The sequence below is a fragment of the Bradyrhizobium sp. Ce-3 genome, assembly GCF_022835695.1.
In the GTDB taxonomy this organism is placed as follows: domain Bacteria; phylum Pseudomonadota; class Alphaproteobacteria; order Rhizobiales; family Xanthobacteraceae; genus Bradyrhizobium.
Map to the genome: position 1 here is coordinate 283,714 of NZ_BQUV01000004.1, position 17,327 is coordinate 301,040.

General features: G+C 64.2%; 15 protein-coding genes. 8 read left to right on the forward strand and 7 right to left on the reverse strand.

Translation table 11 applies throughout. The features are described from left to right. Positions 1–66: 66 nt before the first annotated feature. The 3 genes from BRSPCE3_RS15960 to BRSPCE3_RS15970 all read right to left on the reverse strand — a co-directional run bounded on the left by BRSPCE3_RS15960 (position 67) and on the right by BRSPCE3_RS15970 (position 3,196). Entirely contained in the window at positions 67–576 is a 510-nt protein-coding gene (locus BRSPCE3_RS15960; protein ID WP_244066811.1) for a hypothetical protein, read from the reverse strand. Beyond that, positions 573–1,559, reverse strand: a complete 987-nt coding sequence (locus BRSPCE3_RS15965) for a phosphotransferase family protein (RefSeq protein ID WP_244066812.1) — start codon at positions 1,557–1,559, stop codon at positions 573–575. The genes BRSPCE3_RS15960 and BRSPCE3_RS15965 overlap by 4 nt, the downstream gene beginning before the upstream one ends. Before the next feature lie 83 nt (positions 1,560–1,642). Further along, on the reverse strand, positions 1,643–3,196 hold the full coding sequence (locus BRSPCE3_RS15970; RefSeq protein WP_244066814.1) for a long-chain fatty acid--CoA ligase: 1,554 nt from the start codon (positions 3,194–3,196) through the stop codon (positions 1,643–1,645). Between the two features lie 202 nt (positions 3,197–3,398). Here BRSPCE3_RS15970 and BRSPCE3_RS15975 point away from each other — a divergent pair, with 202 nt between their 5' ends. From BRSPCE3_RS15975 to BRSPCE3_RS16000, 6 genes are all read left to right on the forward strand, one after another. Continuing rightward, positions 3,399–4,622, forward strand: a complete 1,224-nt coding sequence (locus BRSPCE3_RS15975; protein WP_244066816.1) for an ABC transporter substrate-binding protein — start codon at positions 3,399–3,401, stop codon at positions 4,620–4,622. Positions 4,623–4,670: 48 nt separating this feature from the next. Then, entirely contained in the window at positions 4,671–5,786 is a 1,116-nt protein-coding gene (locus BRSPCE3_RS15980; protein WP_244066817.1) for a hypothetical protein, read from the forward strand. 5 nt (positions 5,787–5,791) lie between these two features. Continuing rightward, entirely contained in the window at positions 5,792–6,718 is a 927-nt protein-coding gene (locus BRSPCE3_RS15985; RefSeq protein ID WP_244066820.1) for an acyl-CoA thioesterase II, read from the forward strand. A 212-nt stretch (positions 6,719–6,930) separates the two neighbouring features. Beyond that, positions 6,931–7,164 carry a hypothetical protein gene (locus tag BRSPCE3_RS15990; protein WP_244066821.1) on the forward strand — a complete coding sequence of 78 codons (234 nt, stop codon included), beginning with the start codon at positions 6,931–6,933 and terminating at the stop codon, positions 7,162–7,164. Between the two features lie 278 nt (positions 7,165–7,442). Continuing rightward, a complete protein-coding gene (locus BRSPCE3_RS15995; RefSeq protein WP_244067256.1) occupies positions 7,443–9,770 on the forward strand; it encodes a TonB-dependent siderophore receptor in 2,328 nt (775 codons plus the stop codon). Beyond that, positions 9,770–10,966, forward strand: coding sequence for a PepSY domain-containing protein (locus tag BRSPCE3_RS16000; RefSeq protein ID WP_244066823.1), 1,197 nt, complete (start codon positions 9,770–9,772; stop codon positions 10,964–10,966). Before BRSPCE3_RS15995 ends, BRSPCE3_RS16000 begins: the two co-directional genes overlap by 1 nt. A 62-nt stretch (positions 10,967–11,028) precedes the next feature. On the opposite strand, the gene BRSPCE3_RS16005 is transcribed toward BRSPCE3_RS16000, so the two are convergent. Next, complete coding sequence (locus tag BRSPCE3_RS16005) at positions 11,029–11,556, reverse strand: DUF4269 domain-containing protein (RefSeq protein WP_283843132.1); 528 nt, start codon at positions 11,554–11,556, stop codon at positions 11,029–11,031. Between the two features lie 97 nt (positions 11,557–11,653). On the opposite strand from BRSPCE3_RS16005, the gene BRSPCE3_RS36045 reads away from it, so the two are divergent. Further along, on the forward strand, positions 11,654–11,785 hold the full coding sequence (locus BRSPCE3_RS36045; RefSeq protein WP_283843133.1) for a hypothetical protein: 132 nt from the start codon (positions 11,654–11,656) through the stop codon (positions 11,783–11,785). On the opposite strand, the gene BRSPCE3_RS16010 is transcribed toward BRSPCE3_RS36045, so the two are convergent. Next, positions 11,782–13,419 carry an isocitrate lyase gene (locus BRSPCE3_RS16010; RefSeq protein ID WP_244066824.1) on the reverse strand — a complete coding sequence of 546 codons (1,638 nt, stop codon included), beginning with the start codon at positions 13,417–13,419 and terminating at the stop codon, positions 11,782–11,784. The genes BRSPCE3_RS36045 and BRSPCE3_RS16010 overlap by 4 nt on opposite strands. 145 nt (positions 13,420–13,564) lie before the next feature. Here BRSPCE3_RS16010 and BRSPCE3_RS16015 point away from each other — a divergent pair, with 145 nt between their 5' ends. After that, positions 13,565–15,004: a short-chain fatty acyl-CoA regulator family protein gene (locus tag BRSPCE3_RS16015; protein ID WP_244066825.1), complete on the forward strand. Its 1,440-nt coding sequence runs from the start codon at positions 13,565–13,567 to the stop codon at positions 15,002–15,004. Between the two features lie 118 nt (positions 15,005–15,122). Here the strand turns inward: BRSPCE3_RS16015 and BRSPCE3_RS16020 are convergent, their stop codons facing one another. Then, complete coding sequence (locus tag BRSPCE3_RS16020; RefSeq protein WP_244066827.1) at positions 15,123–15,569, reverse strand: nuclear transport factor 2 family protein; 447 nt, start codon at positions 15,567–15,569, stop codon at positions 15,123–15,125. 140 nt (positions 15,570–15,709) lie between these two features. Continuing rightward, positions 15,710–16,939 (reverse strand): MFS transporter, encoded by a 1,230-nt coding sequence (locus BRSPCE3_RS16025; RefSeq protein WP_244066829.1) that lies wholly within the window; start codon positions 16,937–16,939, stop codon positions 15,710–15,712. Positions 16,940–17,327 lie beyond the last annotated feature (388 nt).

Consider the following 17,327-nt stretch of genomic DNA (forward strand, 5'->3'; position numbering starts at 1 on the left):
ACGTCGCGGCTCATCCCGGAACGGCGCGCAACGATGCAATTCCTAGTAGCTGGCGCCGCAATCGTCTCAACCCTGTGCGGCGCCGCCGTCGCGTTCGCCACCCGCGATCTGCTGCAGCATCGACTTCGGCGTCGTTGCGAGCTCGATCTTGAGCTGGTCGCAGATCGCCCGCCGCAGCAGGCGTTCGATCTCGGTCGCAGCATTGGGATTGGCTGCACGCGCCTCCTCGCCGCTTGCCCACAGCAGAAGCTGCCCTAGCCGCCGGTCGCCATCGTCGCGCAACGCCTCGACCGCAGCGGCGTCGGAGGTGTCGCCCCGGATGCGTGGCGTGGCGGGGGTCTCCGGATGCGCCATGCCATCGGCCAATCGTTTGACTGCCGCAAACGTATCGTCCTGCAGCCGTAGCTGCTCAAGCAGCGGCCCTACCTTCCAATCGGCGGCGAGCTTCAGCCCGTTCAGCGCGTAGATCGCGGAGAACACCTGGCCGCGGACGAAATCATCGTTGCTGTTCGGCACGACATGGCTTTGCAGGGCATCGATGATGCCGTCGATCAGCCGCTCGAAGGATGCACTCATGCCGCGGCCTCCAATGCGCGCTCGAAGGCCCGCACGATCGAGGGCATCTGGCTTGCCATCACTGCAAGCCTCATATCGTTGAAACGGTCGACCTCGAAGGCACGCACCGCGCACATCTGGATCGCGGCGGCCTGATACAGCGCATAGGCCTCGTAGAAGGCGAGGCTCTTGTCAGAGACCGCAATGCCGGAAGCGCGCTGATAGAGATCGATCACCTCCGCGCGCTCGAGCACGCCGTAGAGCTTCCGGCTCCTGGCATTGAAGGTCGGCATCATTGCCCAGGCCAGATCTTCATGCGGATCGCCCAGGTGAGTGAGCTCCCAATCGAGAATGGCGGCAATCTTCCGCTCGTGCTCGATGAAATTTCCGATCCGGTAATCGCCATGCACGATGGTGCGGCGCGGCGGCTGCGGACAATTGTCGTGCAGCCAGCGTCCGCCCCAATCGAGCAACGGATAATAGCGCGCCGTCGGACGTGCCAGCGAAGCGCGCCAGCCGGCGATCGCCCGCAGCTCGGCGCGCTGCTCTCCCTGTTGCGGCGATGCGAATGAAGTCACGCCCGGATCGATCCGGTGCAGTGACGCGAGGATCTCGATGAACTGCTGGGCGATGGCGCGCTTGTGGTCCGGATCGAGCTCGCTCGCCGCCCACGGCGCGGGAACATCACCTTCGATGTGAGCGCAGATGAAGAAGGGAAAGCCGATCTCGGCGCCGTCCTGCTCTGCCGACACCAGCGCCGGCACCGGCACACCGCTGCCATGCAGCGCCTGCAGCGCATAGACCTGCGGCAGCACCGAATACGGCGCAAACAGCCCGTTCGGCGGACCGACACGCAGGATCAGCTTGCGATCCGCTTCAGCGGCGGAGCGCGCCACGAAGGCGTAGGTGATCCAGGAGAAGCCCGACGATTTACGGCCGAAGCTGACAATCTCCGTCCGGCTTCCGAATATCCGCGACAGATGCTGCGCGAGCGCCGTCCGCACTGCGTCATCATTTACCGCAGCGGGACGAGCCGGTTCCGGCACAGCATCCCGCACATCGTCGGATTGTTTCGCAGCCTCCTGCATCAATTGACCGACCTCGTATAGCCCTGCCACTTCTCCTCGCGCAGCGCCGACTTCATGATCTTGCCGGAGCCGGTCAGCGGCAACGGTTCGAGACGGATGTCGACCGAGCGCGGACATTTGTAGCCCGCGATCAGGGTGCGGCAATGAGCGATCACGGCCTCCGAATCGAGCCGCGCGCCGTCTTTCGGCACCACGATCGCGTGCACCGCCTCGCCCCATTGCGGATCGGGCACCGCGATCACGGCACATTCCTTGACATGCTCATGCTGGAAGATGGCGTTCTCCACCTCGCCGGAATAGACATTCTCGCCGCCGGAGACGATCATGTCCTTCAGCCGATCGACGATATAGACAAAGCCGTCCTCGTCCATCCAGGCGCCATCGCCGGTGTGCAGCCAGCCGTCGCGCAGCACGCGCGCGCTTTCCTCGGGCTTGCGCCAATAGCCGAGCATCACGCCGGCGCCGCGGATCGCGATCTCGCCGACCGTGCCGCGCGGCACCTCATTGCCCGCGGTATCGACGATGCGGATTTCGACGCCAGGCGCCGCCCGCCCCGCCGACTTCCGCTTGGCCGCGAGCGGCCCTTCCAGCGCGTGGTACTCCCAGGGCAGGATCGTCGCCAGCGCCGCGCTCTCGGTCATGCCGTAGCCTTGGTGGAAGCGCCAGCTCGGCAGCACCCGCATCAGCTTGATTAGCAGCGCATCCGGCATCGGCGAGGCGCCATATTCGCAATCCCTGACGCTGCTCAGGTCATATGTGCCGAAGGACGGATGATTGAGCATCATGTTGAGCATGGTCGGCACGAACAGGCAGTAATCGATCTTGTGCTCGGCGATGGTCCGCATCGCGAGCTCGGGCTCGAATTTCGGGATGGTGACGTGAGTGCCGCCCACCAGCGTCAGCGCGATCATCGGTGAGGTGCCGGCGAGATGGAACATGCCGGCCGAGTGCAGATACCGCGTGTCCTCGCGGAAGCGGAGCGCATAGATCCAGACCAGCGATTCATAGATGATGTTGGCGTGCGACAGCATCACGCCCTTGGGAAAGCCGGTGGTGCCGCCGGTGTAGAAGATGCCGGCGAGATCGTTGTAGGCGCCGGAGGCATCCTCGACCGGCGCGTGCGCAACGAGCTTGTCATAGCCCTGCATGCCGTCGGGGACCGGCCCCTCGTCCAGATAGACCATCGCGGTGAGTGATTTTGCGCCGCGCAGCGCCGAGCCGATCTCGGTGAAGGCCTTGTCGACCAGCAGCAGTTTTGGCGTGGAATCGTCGATCGCATAGGCATTCTCGGCGACCGCCCAGCGCGTATTGAGCGGCACCGCGACCGCGCCGGCCCAGGCGATGGCATAGAGCGCCTCGATATAGAGGTCGCTGTTGTGCGCGAGGATGGCGACGCGATCGCCGGCCTCGACGCCGAGCCGCCGCAGCCCGCCCGCGGCACAGGCGACGCGATGGCCGATCTCCTTCCAGCTCCGCGACCGTCCCGCATGGATGGTTCCGGGTGCGTCCTTGCGCAACTGCACCGCCGCGATCAGCGCCTGCGTCAGTTTCATGTTTCCTCCTCGCCGCCATGCGGCCGCGCACGCCTGCGGATGTTTCCGTCGTTGCGTGATGCCGAACTGCCGCCGGAGATTTCAGTTGATAATCCGGACAGACGGTCTATTATTACATAGCCGACGCGAGGGGTAAAGCCTTTCAAGGCTTCCATCGCCGGATCAACCAGCCCCGCAAAAGAGGGCGTCATGGGAGGGGAAGATGCGGAAGCCAATGGTCACGCTTGCCGTGTGGGCGTTCGCGCTCACCGGCGCGCTCGGAACTGCGAACGCCCAGAAGGCCTATGGTCCCGGGGCCAGCGACACCGAAATCCTGCTCGGCGCCAATGCGCCCTACAGCGGGCCGGCATCGATCTATGCGAGCTTCCCGAAGACCATGCTCGCCTATTTCACGATGCTGAACGAGAAAGGCGGCATCAACGGCCGCCACATCAACTTCCTGACCCGCGACGACGCCTATAGTCCGCCCAAGACCGTGGAGGTGACGCGCGCGCTGGTCGAGAACGACAAGGTGCTCGCGATCATGGCGCCGTTCGGCACGCCGACCAACGCTGCGATCCAGAAATATCTCAACAGCAACGGCGTCCCGCATCTCTTGGTGCAGAGCGGCGGCACCCGCTGGAACGATCCGAAGCAATTTCCCTGGACGACGCCCTACTCGCCGACCTACGTCAACGAGTCCCGGATCATCGCGCGCTACGTGCTGCGCGAGAAGCCGGACGCGAAAATCGGCGTGCTGCTGCAGGCCGACGACATCGGCAAGGATTTCGTGCTTGGCCTGAAGGAAGGTCTCGGCGCCAAGGCCGACACCATGATCGTCAAGGAGGCGATGTATCAGTCGACCGAGCCGACGATCGACTCCCAGATCGTGAATTTGAAGGCGTCGGGCGCCGACACCATCCTGATCGCCGCACAAAACAAGTTCGCTTCGATGGCGATCCGCAAGATCCACGAGCTCGGCTGGAAGCCGCTGATCTTCCTCGGCTCGACCGCGAACTCGATCGCCGGCGTGCTGGTGCCGGCGGGCATCGAGGCCTCGACCGGCATCCTGACCACGACCTCCTACAAGACGCCGAACGATCCGGCTTGGGCCAATGACAAGGGCATGACCGACTATCTCGCCTTCGCTGCGAAATACATGCCCGGCATGGATCCGAACGACGTGATCGCGGTGACCGGCTACACCACGGCCCAGCTCGGCGCAATCATCCTGCAGCGCTGCGGCGACAACCTCACGCGGGAGAACGTGCTGAAGCAGGCCACCAATCTCAGCGGCATCGAGCTGCCGATGCTGCTGCCGGGCATCACCATCCAGACCACGCCGCAGGACTACGCGGCGATCACCGAACGCCGCTTTGCCCGCTTCGACGGCAAGACCTGGGTGCTGTTCGGCGACATCGTGGGCGCGGGGGCGGCCAAGGACTGACCTCACGACGCATCGACTGACCGAGGCTCAAACACAAGGACAAGAACAATGCTGACAGCCCAGGACGATCTCATCGGCCATCAGACGCCGCAGCCGTTTGCCAAGGCAGGCGGCGGCGATGTCAGGTTCACCGAGCGTTACTGGTACACCGCGCACCCGATCGACGGCAGCGAACTGCTGATCGATATCGGGCTCGGCTATTACCCGAACCGCAACGTGATGGACGGCTTCGCCGGCATCACCATCGGCCGCCGCCAGCACAATTTCCGTGCCTCGCGCCGGCTCGGGACGCGCCCGCTGGAGACGGAAGTCGGCGGGCTCAGGATCGAGATCGTCGAGGGTAACAGCCTGCACAGGGTCTCGCTCGCCGACAATCCGTCCGGCATCAGCTTTGAGCTCGAGTTCAAGGCGAGCTTTCCGGCGGCGCAGGAGAAGCAGAACTTTCGCGAGCGCAACGGCGACGTCGAAGAGGACCTTGCGCGCGTCTCGCAATTCGGCCGCTGGCGCGGCTGGATCGTCGCCGACGGCAAGCGCTACGAAATTGAACCGGAACAATGGTGGGGACAGCGCGACCGCTCCTGGGGCCTGCGCTCCGAGATGCGCACCGACGAGACGCGGCCGCCGGTTGCGACCCATCGCAATTTCTTCTGGACCTGGTCGATGTTCCAGTTTCCGCAATCGGCGCTGTCGATCTTCATCAAGGAGCGCACGCCGGGCAAGCCGCACTACCTCTCGGGCACCGAGTTCCGCCGCGAGGCCGACGGATCCGTGTCGCATCGCGAAGTCATTTCGGTGGAGCACAAGATCGAATGGACCGATGATCCGCTCGGCCAGACCATAGCTGTGGCCGATTTCACCTTCGCCTTCGAGCGCGGCGAGCCGCGGCGTGTCAGGATGCACGGACTGCCGACCCGCTTCTATCTCAAGGCCGGCATGTATGGCGGCCTGCAAGGCTGGACTCACGGCGACGACCGTGGCGAGAGCCACGCCGCGCACGACATCTGGAACCTCGACGACCCTGCAACACGCGCCATCGCACGCACGCTGTCGGACCATGTCGTTCGGCTCGAAAGCGGCAGCGAGACCGGATTTGGCATCAGCGAGTACGGCGTCGCCGCCGGCTATCCGCTCTATCCGGGACCGCAGAAATTCCCGGCGATGTGACCGGGATGGACGGGCAAGGCATGCGCGTCGCGGAGAGCAACGAAGCCGCGTGCGAACCATGGGACAACCGGGCCGCCGAAGCGCTGGTCTCGCTCGAGACCAGCGCCCCATTGCGCTATCGCAGCCGGTTCGGCGACGGCAACCTCAACTGCCGGTCCTATGGCGGTCAGATCCTCGGCCAGGCCATGATGGCCGCAACGCTGAGTGCGCCGGAGGATCGGCCCGCCGCGATGCTGCAACTTGTGTTCCTGCGCGGCGCCGATCCCACCCGGCGCATTACCTTTGCCGTGGAAGTGCTGCAGGACGGCAAGCGGTTCTCGTCGCGCCATGTCGTCGGCACACAGGGTGACGGGCGCACCGTCCTGAGCGCGCAGGCCACGTTCTGCGCGCCGCAGCCGGGTCCGCGGCACGCAGCTCCGTTCGCACCGTCGGAGGATCCGGAAAGCCTGCCCGATCTGACGGTGATCCCCGACCGACTGATGGCGCAGTTGCGACCGCTCGGCCCTTATTCGCCGCACATCAAGCCCAGCATGGATTTCCGCATCCCCGAGATCGAACGGCAACTTTCGGCCGCGACGGCCGAGCCGCGCCTGCGCTTCTGGATCAGGAGCAGGCAGCCGCTAAAGCCTGGTTCCCGCGCCCAGGCCGCGGTGTTCGCCTATCTCTCGGACTGGTGGCTCAACTTCTCCAGCGTCGGCGGCCATCTCCACGACCTGCAGGCGCGCGCGCCGCTCTATCTGTCGAGCCTCAACCATTGCATCTGGTTTCACCGCGCATTCTCGCCCGACGGCTGGATGCATGTCGAAACCGAGAGCCCGTGCGCCGAGGGCGGCCGTGGGCTATCGATCGCCCGCGTCCATGACCGCGACGGATCGATGCTCGCGACCTCGATCCAGGAAACCCTGATGGTGCATCCCGACGGCGATGCGTAAGCCCGCAGCGCCGCAGTTGAGAGCGCGTCGCGGTCGCAGCCAGGTTACGGTCGATGCACGTCGCCGGTTCCACCGTCTGTTGAATCCCGGCAACACCGCCAGACAAAAACGCGCAATCGCGCAGATTGCGTGCCCGGAATCACGACTGTGCCGCATCTCTGTCAAATCCTGCGTGCGGGTGGCGCAACAAGAACACTATGGGGAAAACCTACATGCAGCAGGCACCGTCGACCGCACGGAGTGCGGAATCGTCTGGATATGTTCTCTACTTCCAGCTTGCCAGCAATGGCGCGAGACGCGCTTGCAGTCTGACGATCCAGGCGGAGAGCGCCAATGAGGCGGCGCGGATCTTCCGCGAGAACTGGAATGAGATCGAATCGATGGCTCGCGACGGCGTGAGCACAGGAATGGTCGGCAAGGCGCCGGTGAGCCTGGCGATGTCGTGAGGCGCATCGCACTACGCGACCTACACTACGCCTGAGGCGTGACAGGACGACGACTGTCGTCTCTCGTCGGAATCGAGCGACCAATTGACGCGCTGACGCGACAACCAAGTCATGACGTGCAGGGCTCGCGCACACGCGCGAGCCCTGCCGCTTCTTAGAACGATTCAAATCCACCGCAGTTAGAGGGATTCAAGTCTGCTCCGGTTCTTTTCGCGCGCGCCGACTGCTAGAGGCGCGGCACGAACGAGTTCGCGTGAATCGGAAGTCCAAGAGTGCCTGTGAATGCTGATCGCCGGGTTGTCGGCGACCGTCGACATGCCGCCGACAGGGGCCGCACCCACCTGCTGATCGGCGCGGCCTTCCTGCTCGCCGATGTCTCCTCCGCGGTGACGCCGGCAAATGCTCAATCGAGCGTCCCGTTGCCACCGGTCACGGTCGACCAGCCGGCGCAGAAGCGCAAGCCGGCAGCCGCTGCGGCAAGGCCGGCGCAGCGAACGGAGGCAGCGGCACAGCAGCGCAGCCGGAATGCGCAACCGGCGCCGCCGACACCGTCGCAGCGCGCGGCCGCTCGCGCCGCCGCGCTGAACGAAGCCAAGCTCCACTATCGCGCGATGCCAAGCTCGACCACCTTGCGCAGCGGCGCCTCGCCGCTCGACACGTCGCAAACGGTCAACGTCGTGCCCGAGCAGGTGCTGAGGGATCAGCTGCCGCGCAATCTCGACGACGCGCTCGCCAATGTCAGCGGCGTCACCCAGGCCAACACGCTGGCCGGCACCCAGGATGCGGTGATGCGCCGCGGCTTCGGCGACAACCGCGACGGTTCGATCATGCGCAACGGCATGCCGCTGGTGCAGGGCCGCAGCCTCAACGCCGCGGTCGAAAGCGTCGAGGTGCTCAAGGGCCCGGCGTCGCTGCTCTACGGCATCATGGATCCCGGCGGCATCGTCAACACGATCAGTAAGCGCCCCGAGCTCTACCAGCACGGCTCGGTGACCCTGCTCGGCTCGACCTACGCCAACAACAAGAACGGCGCCGACGGCACCGTCGACATCACCGGCCCGATCGGCGATGGCGGCCTCGCCTATCGCTTCATCGGCTATGGCGTGAGCGAGGACTATTGGCGCAATTTCGGCCGCCACCGCGAGATGCTGGTCGCGCCGTCGCTGGCCTGGTACGGCGACAACACCACCGTCCAGCTCAATTACGAGCACCGCGAATTCATCTATCCGTTCGACCGTGGCACCGCGTTCGATTCCGTGACCAAGGCGCCGCTGGCGATCCCGGCGACGCGCCGGCTCGACGAACCCTTCAACAACATGTGGGGAACCTCCGACCTGATGCAGGCCTCGGTCGAGCACCGCCTGAACCAGGACTGGAAGCTGTTCGCGGCCTACAGCTACAACACCGAGACCTTCAGCGCCAACCAGCTCCGCATCACCGGGATCAACAGCAAGACCGGCGTCGAGACCCGCAGCAATGACGGCACCTGGGGCTCGCTCAGCAATGCGAGCTACGGCACCTCCTATCTGCAGGGCAATGTCTGGCTCGGCGGTTTCCGCAACGAGGTGCTGTTCGGCGGCGACGGCCAGTACCGCACGATCTACCGCGATAATCTGATCCGGCAGGCGACGCCGAGCTTCAACTTCTACAACCCGGTCTACGGCCTGATCACGCCGGGCACCACGATCTCCGCCGCCGACAGCGCCCAGACCGACAAGCTCGGCCAGTGGTCGCTGTTCTTCCAGGACACGCTGCACCTGACCGAGCGCTTCGCGCTGGTCGGCGGCGTGCGTTACATGGATTACGACCAGATCGCGGGCAAGGGCAGGCCGTTCATCACCAACACCAATGTCTCGCAGGACAAGGCGCTGCCGCTCGGCGGCGCCATCCTCAAGCTCACCGACGAGGTCTCGCTGTACGCGAGCTACACCCAGTCGCTGAAGCCGACCTCTACCATCGCGCCGCTGACGGGCGGCGTCGTGATCGGCTCCAACATCGCGCCCGAAGAAGGCACCCAGTGGGAGACCGGCGTCAAGTTCGACTTCAACAAGCGGATCTCCGGCACGCTCGCGCTCTACGATATCGACAAGAAGAACGTGCTGGTCTCGCAGCTCAACGCCGCGACCGGGATCGTCGAGTACCGCACCGCCGGCAAGGTTCGCTCGCGCGGCGTCGAGCTCGACGTCACCGGAAGGCTGACCGACAGCTGGAGCATGATCGGCAGCTATGGCTATACCGATGCACGGGTCACCGAGGATCCGACGCTCGCCGGCAACGCCCTGCAGAACGTCGCGCTCAACACCGCCTCGCTCTATCTGGTCTACGATTTCGGCACCACCCTGCCCGGCCGGCTGCGTCTCGGCGGCGGCGCGCGCTATGTCGGCGACCGGCCCGGCGATGCCGCGAACAGCTTCGTGCTGCCGGCCTACACGGTCGCGGATGTCTTCGCGACCTACGAGACCAAGGTGCAGTCGTTCCCGGTGATCTACCAGTTCAACGTCAAGAACCTGTTCGACACGGTCTATCATCCATCTGCCAACAGCATTCTCACAGTCGCGATGGGCGACGCGCGGCGCTTCTCGCTCTCGGCGACGGTGAAATTCTGATGAGTGACGTCCGACGCCCGATCAAGGCTGCGCTGTTGCAGGTCCATTCCGTCGTTGGCCTTGTGCTGGCCCTGCTTTGGGCCGTGGTCGGCCTCACCGGCGCGACCATGGCCTTTGAAGACGAGATCGAGGCCAGCCTGAACAGCCACATCATGCGGGTCGACGCCAGTGCGGCCCGGCGGCTCACGCCGGACGAGTTGGTCGCGCGGCTTCAGGCGGCGGGCGACTTCGGCAAGGTCTCGGCCGTGACGATGGCCAGCGATCCGACGGCCGCAGCGCGCGTCCGCTTTGCCCGCAGCGAAGGCGGCTCACGCCCCTCCTCGGTCTATGTCGATCCCTATGACGGGCACGTGCTCGGCTCGCCGCGCGGCGAGGACTTCTTCGCCACCGTCCGCAAGCTGCATCGCTGGCTGCTGCTGCCCGGCGACGGCAATGGCATCGGCCGCAAGATCACCGGGTCAGCTGCGATCTGCCTGATCGTGATGCTGGTCAGCGGCCTCGTGCTGCGCTGGCCGCATCGCGCACGCAGCGTGAAGATGTGGCTGAAACCAAATCTGGGGCTGCGCGGACGCGGCCTGCATCGCTCGCTGCACGCCGTGATCGGCACCTGGGTGCTGCCGGTCTATCTGGTAATGACGCTGACCGGCCTGTGGTATTCGTTCGAGTGGTACAAGGCCGGCGCCAACTGGCTGCTCGCGCGGCCGCAGGCGACTGCGATGCAGTCCAAGCCTCCGCGCGGCGCCGCGGCCGCCGACAGCAAATCTGACGTGAAGGCCGAGCCAAAGCCGCTCGTCTTCGATCACGTCTGGTCCGCATTCCTGCAGCAGGAGAACAACAGCTACGCAAGGGCGCTGCTGACCATGCCGGCCGGCGCGGGCACGGCGGTGCGCGTGCGGTCGTGGCCGCGGGATTCGTCGCTCGAGAGCGTGCGCGACGAATTCCGCATCGATGCCGTGACCGGCCGTGTCATCTCCAGGGACCGCTACGCCGACAAGACGTTCGGCGAGCGCGTCCTTGCCGGCGTGCTCGACATCCACCGTGGCGCGATTCTGGGATGGCCCGGCAAGCTCGCCTTCATGCTGGCGGCCGCCGTGATGCCGCTGTTCGCCGTGACGGGTTTGCTGCTCTATCTGTCCCGCCGCGGGCACCGGCGCCTCGCTCGGCCCCCGGTCGGCCACCTCGTTCCAGGCGAATAAATCTCACCCGCCCGTAACGCGCAGCGAAAGGCAGCGCGCCTGCGAGAGAGCGAGGGCAGCGATCAGCCGAAGTCGCACATCGCGAGCCGGGCGCGCAGCGCAGCGTCGGTCTCAGCCGCGAGGTCGAGCAATCCGCGATAGGGATCGCCCGCTATCCCGAGTGCGGCAGCAAACGCAGGCTCGGTCTTGAGGCCCTCCGCCCGCAACCTGCCGACCGCGCGTCGCAGCCCTCCGTCATCAAGCGCAAGCAGCCGCCGTTCGACCTCGAAATGAACCCAGCCCCGTTGTTGTTCCACCGGATGCTGATCGCCGAACAGTTCGAACGGCCAGCCGTCCCACACAAAGCGGGCCACCACCGGCCGTGGTCCCGCGGTCCATCGGTAGATCACGAAATCATCCGCTGATTGATAGTGGGTCCAGATGATCTCTGCGAAAGCGTTCGGATCGGGCGCATGGCAGACGATGTCAATGTCGCTGCCCGGCACGGCAAGGTCGAGCGGCAACGTCCCGACGATACGGGGATCGAACGGCTTGAGCCGCTCCAACACGGCAGAGCTGGTGACGGCGGATTCGTAGTGCCCGACACTCATCGCGTGGCATGCCCTCGAGATCGAGCTGACGCAATACCACGCTCGCGCGGAACGAAGGAGCCTCTCCAGACGGACGTAAGCCTGATGGCAAGCGGCCTTGCAAACGTTACGGGGCGATCTCGACCACGTCACCGTGGTCGAAAATCGCCCCGCCGCCGGCGGACGGGCCAGGCTGCTCGCGCGCCAGGCCCTCCAGCCGATCGTCGAAATGATCGGTTCGGTCGATTAGCCGAACTGGTTCATCGTGTTGTGGGCGCCGCCCGCCTTGAGGGCGGCTTCACCAGCGAAGTATTCCTTGTGATCGTCGCCGATGTCGGAGCCCGCCATGTTCTGGTGCTTGGCGCAGGCGATGCCCTGACGGATCTCCGCGCGTTGCACGTTCTTGACGTAGCCGAGCATGCCCTGGTCGCCGAAATACTCCTTGGCAAGGTTGTCGGTCGACAGCGCAGCCGTGTGATAGGTCGGCAGCGTGATCAGATGGTGGAAGATGCCGGCGCGCTTGGCCGAATCCGCCTGGAAGGTACGGATACGCTCGTCGGCTTCCTTCGCCAGCGGGGTGTCGTCGTATTCCGGCTTCATCAGCTCGGCGCGGTTGTACTTGCTGACATCCTGGCCGGCTTCCTTCATCGCGTCGTAGACCTGCCAACGGAAGTTGATGGTCCAGTTGAAGGACGGCGAGTTGTTGTAGGCGAGCTTCGCGTTCGGAATGACCTTGCGGATGCGATCGACCATGCTGGCGATCTGCTCGATATGCGGCTTCTCGGTCTCGATCCAGAGCAGGTCGGCGCCGTTCTGCAGCGAGGTGATGCAGTCGAGCACGCAGCGATCCGCGCCCGTGCCGGGACGGAACTGGTAGAGGTTGCTGGGCAACCGCTTCGGACGCATCATCTTGCCGTTCTGGTTGATGATGACGTCGCCGTTGCGCGCATTGGCGGCCGTCACTTCCTCGCAATCAAGGAAGCTGTTGTACTGGTCGCCGAGGTCGCCGGGCTTGTGACTCACGGCGATCTGCTGGGTCAGGCCGGCACCGAGCGAGTCGGTACGGGTCACGATGATGCCGTCTTCGACGCCGAGCTCGAGGAACGCGTGGCGGCAGGCGCGGATCTTCGCGATGAACACCTCATGCGGCACGGTGACCTTGCCGTCCTGGTGGCCGCACTGCTTCTCGTCGGAGACCTGGTTCTCGATCTGCAGGGCGCAGGCACCCGCCTCGATCATCTTCTTGGCGAGCAGATAGGTCGCCTCCGCGTTGCCGAAGCCGGCGTCGATGTCGGCGATGACGGGCACGACGTGGGTCTGGAAGTTGTCGATCTTCTCGATCAGCGCCTTTTCCTTGGTCTTGTCGCCTTCCTTGCGGGCGGCGTCGAGCGCACGGAAGATGTCGTTGAGCTCACGGGAATCCGCCTGACGCAGGAAGGTGTAGAGCTCTTCGATCAGCGCCGGCACCGAGGTCTTCTCGTGCATCGACTGGTCGGGCAGCGGGCCGAACTCGGAGCGCAGCGCCGCGATCATCCAGCCGGAGAGATACAGATAACGGCGGTCGGTATTGCCGAAGTGCTTCTTGACCGAAATCAGCTTCTGCTGGGCGATGAAGCCATGCCAGCAGCCGAGCGACTGGGTGTACTTGGTGCTGTCGGCGTCATAGGCGGCCATGTCGGCGCGCATCAGCGCAGCCGTGTAACGGGCGACATCGAGACCGGTCTTGAAGCGGTTCTGCAGACGCATGCGCGCCACGGCCTCGGCGGTCACGCCGTTCCAGGTGTCCTTGGTCTTGAGCAGCGCTTCGGCCGCCTCAAGCTCGCTCTGATACGAAGCCGGCCCCTGGATGGCCCGGTCGCTGATCCCGCGCGGTTGGAAGTTCATGTCCGTGATCCCTTCGGTGACGAAATAACTGCACCGTTTGTGACCCGCGGCGTCATCGGGAGCTAGACCTGGCGCGGAAAACTTGTCATAACTTACAAGAAACCGATGTATTGTTGTAAGAATCTTACAAGAACTGGATGAGGCGATGGTAACCTCAAGCGCCCGCTCCGTTTTCATGGGCCCGCGACTGCGCCGGCTGCGCCGCGACCTCGGGCTGACCCAGGCGGACATGGCCGCCGATCTCGAAATCTCCGCCCCCTACGTCGCGCTGCTGGAACGCAATCAGCGGCCGGTGACGGCCGACATGCTGCTTCGCCTGGCCCGAACCTACAAGATCGATCTGGCCGATCTCGCCGGCGACGGCGGCGCCGATCACACCGCGCGGATGCAGTCTGTCCTGAAGGAGCCGATGTTTGCGGACATCGACATCCCCGCGCTCGAGGTCAGCGACCTTGCGGTCAGCTATCCCGGAATGACTGAAGCGTTCCTTCGCCTCTACACCGCCTATCGCGAAGAGCAGCTGGCGCTGGCGGAACGACGTGCACCGGACCTGGTGGGCGGCACGTCGCACCCGGGTCAGGAGAACTTCGACGCCAACGATCCCGTCGCGGAGGTCCGGCGATTTCTCGCCGCGCGCCGCAACAATTTCGCCAATCTCGACGATGCCGCCGAGCGTCTGGTCCATGAACCGGCCGGACCAGCCGGATTCATCGAGCGGCTTCGCGAGCGTCACAAGCTCCAGGTCCGCTATTTGCCCCCCAACGTCATGCTCGGTTCGGTCAGGCGACTGGACCTGCATCGCCGGCAATTGCTGCTCGAGGACTCGCTCGATACCGCAGGTCTCAATTTCCAGCTCGCCAAGCAGCTCGCCTATCTCGAGCTCGAAGACGAGATCGGCGCCGCGGTGGAAGACGGCAAGTTCACCAGCAAGAGCGCCGAGCTGCTGGCTCGCCGCGCACTGGCAGCCTACGCCGCGGCCGCGCTCATCATGCCGTACTCCGTATTTGCGAAGGCGGTCGAGACGCGCCGCTACGATCTGGAGGCGCTGGCGCGCCAGTTCGGCACCAGCTTCGAGCAGACCGCGCACCGCGCCACGACGCTGCAGCGGCCGGGGCTGGAGAAGGTCCCGTTCTTCCTGATCCGCGTCGATCCGGCCGGCAACATTTCCAAGCTGCTCGACGGCGCCGGATTTCCGTTTGCCAAGCACGGCGGCGCCTGTCCGCTGTGGTCAGTGCACGATATCTTCAAGACGCCACGGCAAATCGTGACGCAATGGCTGGAATTGCCCGACGGGCAGCGGTTCTTCTCGATCGCCCGCACCGTGACCGCAGGCGGCGGCGCGTTCGGCGCCATCCGCGTCGAGCGGGCGATCGCAATCGGCTGCGCCGCCGAACATGCGGGCCAGCTGATCTACACCCGAGACGGACAGGGGCCGAACGCGGATGAGCCGACGCCGATCGGCGTCGCCTGCCGGGTCTGCCATCGCCCGAGATGCGCGGCACGATCGGCGCCGCCGATCGGGCGCGAGATCCTGCCCGACGATTTCAGAACCTCGAGCGTCCCGTTCGGGTTCTCGGCGGACTGACGCGCCCGATCCCGCCTGCGGTGGGGTCTGGTCGTGCAGCCCCCGCGCGCTGACGGTGCCGTCGATGGCTCTCAGAGCGGCGAGCAGTGCCTCGCCCTCGCCGCCGCTTGGCTGGCATTCATTCAGCCGGAGGAAGGCTCTTGCATAGCGCTGCGCCGCGACGCGGATCTATTCTTGAGAAGAATGGATGGTCACAAAAAACGAAGTTCTCCAGAACGAGGCCGTTGCCGTCGAGTTTTATGCGATCGCAGCCCTCGAATTTGAAGCGGCCATCGGCGTCCGTTCCTGTAGCGGTCCAGCGAACGAAATGGAGATTGCCCGATTGCGCATATTCCGGCACTTCCAACTTCCAGTCCGGACAAATCGTCAGGATATCAGCGATGATACCGAGATAAAGATCCGGGTCCGTGATGTCTCCGATCGGCCTTGGCCAGTGACCGATGATGTCACCAGCCATCACCTGACGAATTGCTGGCACGAGCGAAAGAACCGGTGCGGCCCAGAATGTCTTGAACCCCTCAACTGACCATTGGCTCGAAGGGATTATCGCTGCCGGCTGAGTCACTTGCTTGCTCCTATCCTGTCATCCTGCGGAAAGTTAAACGTCGTATGGTGTATCAGGACGAACACACGGATGCGTTTGAGCACTCCGCCGGCGGATCAGCAATTACGTGCCAGGTAAGAGCTCGCGCGGCATGGCACCTCTCAGCTGGACATACAACTATCAGCAGCGCACGCACGCCGCTTCCTCGGTACTCCAGCAATGATGAACGCCGCCATGAGCTGAAGCGCCCCAGCAGTCGCAAAGGCCAGCGTGTAGTTTCCCAGATAATCTCGCAACATGCCGAAGATGACTGGAGCCAACGAATAGATCGCCTGATTTATGGCCGCCGCCTTTGCAACGACATCTGCCACTTCCTCCTCACGAAAGAGTTGCTGCGCTATCAATGGGAGCAACGTGTTGGTGTTGCCCGCTCCCGCGCCAAAAATCACGCAACCGAGGCCAAGGATGATCCAGTCGCTACCAAACGCGAGGAATGACGTGCCGATAGCCTGAAGGACGAAATTTCCCGCCGCAATAGTGCATCGATCTCTACTATTCAGAGCTTGCGCAAGCAGGAAACGACCGGCGATCGCGCAAAGTGCCGTCAAGCTCACCGCGTAAGCAGCCAGCTCGATCGAGACCTGCGAAGACATTCGCGAAACGAGGTGGGCGTATAATCCCATCTGCGAAAATAGACTGAACGTGAATGCGGTGGTCAGCCAAAGATATCGTCTGTCTTGCAGCAATCCCCGGCGCACCGCGGTTCGACGCCCTGCGTTTGACAAGGGTGAAGCTTCCAGAGGACTGGAGGAAGCGGCCACGCTGCTTGCAGGAGCCGACGCGACATATAGGCTGATGAGCGGTCCAAGAACCATGACCATCGCGCCTGCGATGACGCAGGCAGCGAACTCCAATCCCTTGCTCGATATGAGGGCCGACCAGACCGGAACGAAAATAAGACCACTGACGCTTGCGCCATTCAACGCGTAGCTCAACGCCTTGTGCCTATCCTCTTTGAACCACGGCGCCAGGATCGCGTTCACCGCTGGTCCGCTCGTACCTGCCCAGCCGATGCCTCCGAGGAAGGCGGCCAGGAACATTTGCCAGGGAGATTGCGCGTTCGCCCAAATCAAGATCGCAATTGCCGCAAATACGACGCAAGCGAGTGTGACGCGCGCCGCCCCTGCTGCCCGGTACCAGTCGGGCGATAGCCAGATCATCACAGCGCCGATCAAGAACTGAGCGGTTATTGCGGACGAGACGAGTGATATGGACCAACCGCGATCCGCATGCAGAACTGGCAAACAGACGAACGGACCGTAGAAGCCGCTCGTCCAACCGAACGTAGCGATCACGAAAGCCGCAGTTGCGACTTTCCAGCGGAAAAGCATCGAGCTGGTACCTGTAGTGAGCGTTGTTGACGGCGGAGGATCCGCTGGCCGGCTGAAATAGAGCGACGGTCACCAGCGCTTCTTGCGATCGTCGTGTCATTGCCTGTGACGCTCACATCGGCCAGGACTCAAAGCAATTACGTCTAACGTAATGCCTTGGCCCAAGATCCATGGCACGACGCCCGTCGCCTGTTTGCGACGGGTCCGGCTTGAAGCTATCCACGAAGAGCTGTCGCGGCCGGAGAACTTGCTTCCGATCAGCGAAGTTGCGTTGACGTGGGGCTTTTCCCGTATGGGCCGGTTTGCCGCGTAATACCGGTCGGCTTTCGGCCTGTATCCCTCCGATACGGTGCGCCACGCGCGAGGGCTCTGCGCCTGGAGCCTGGTC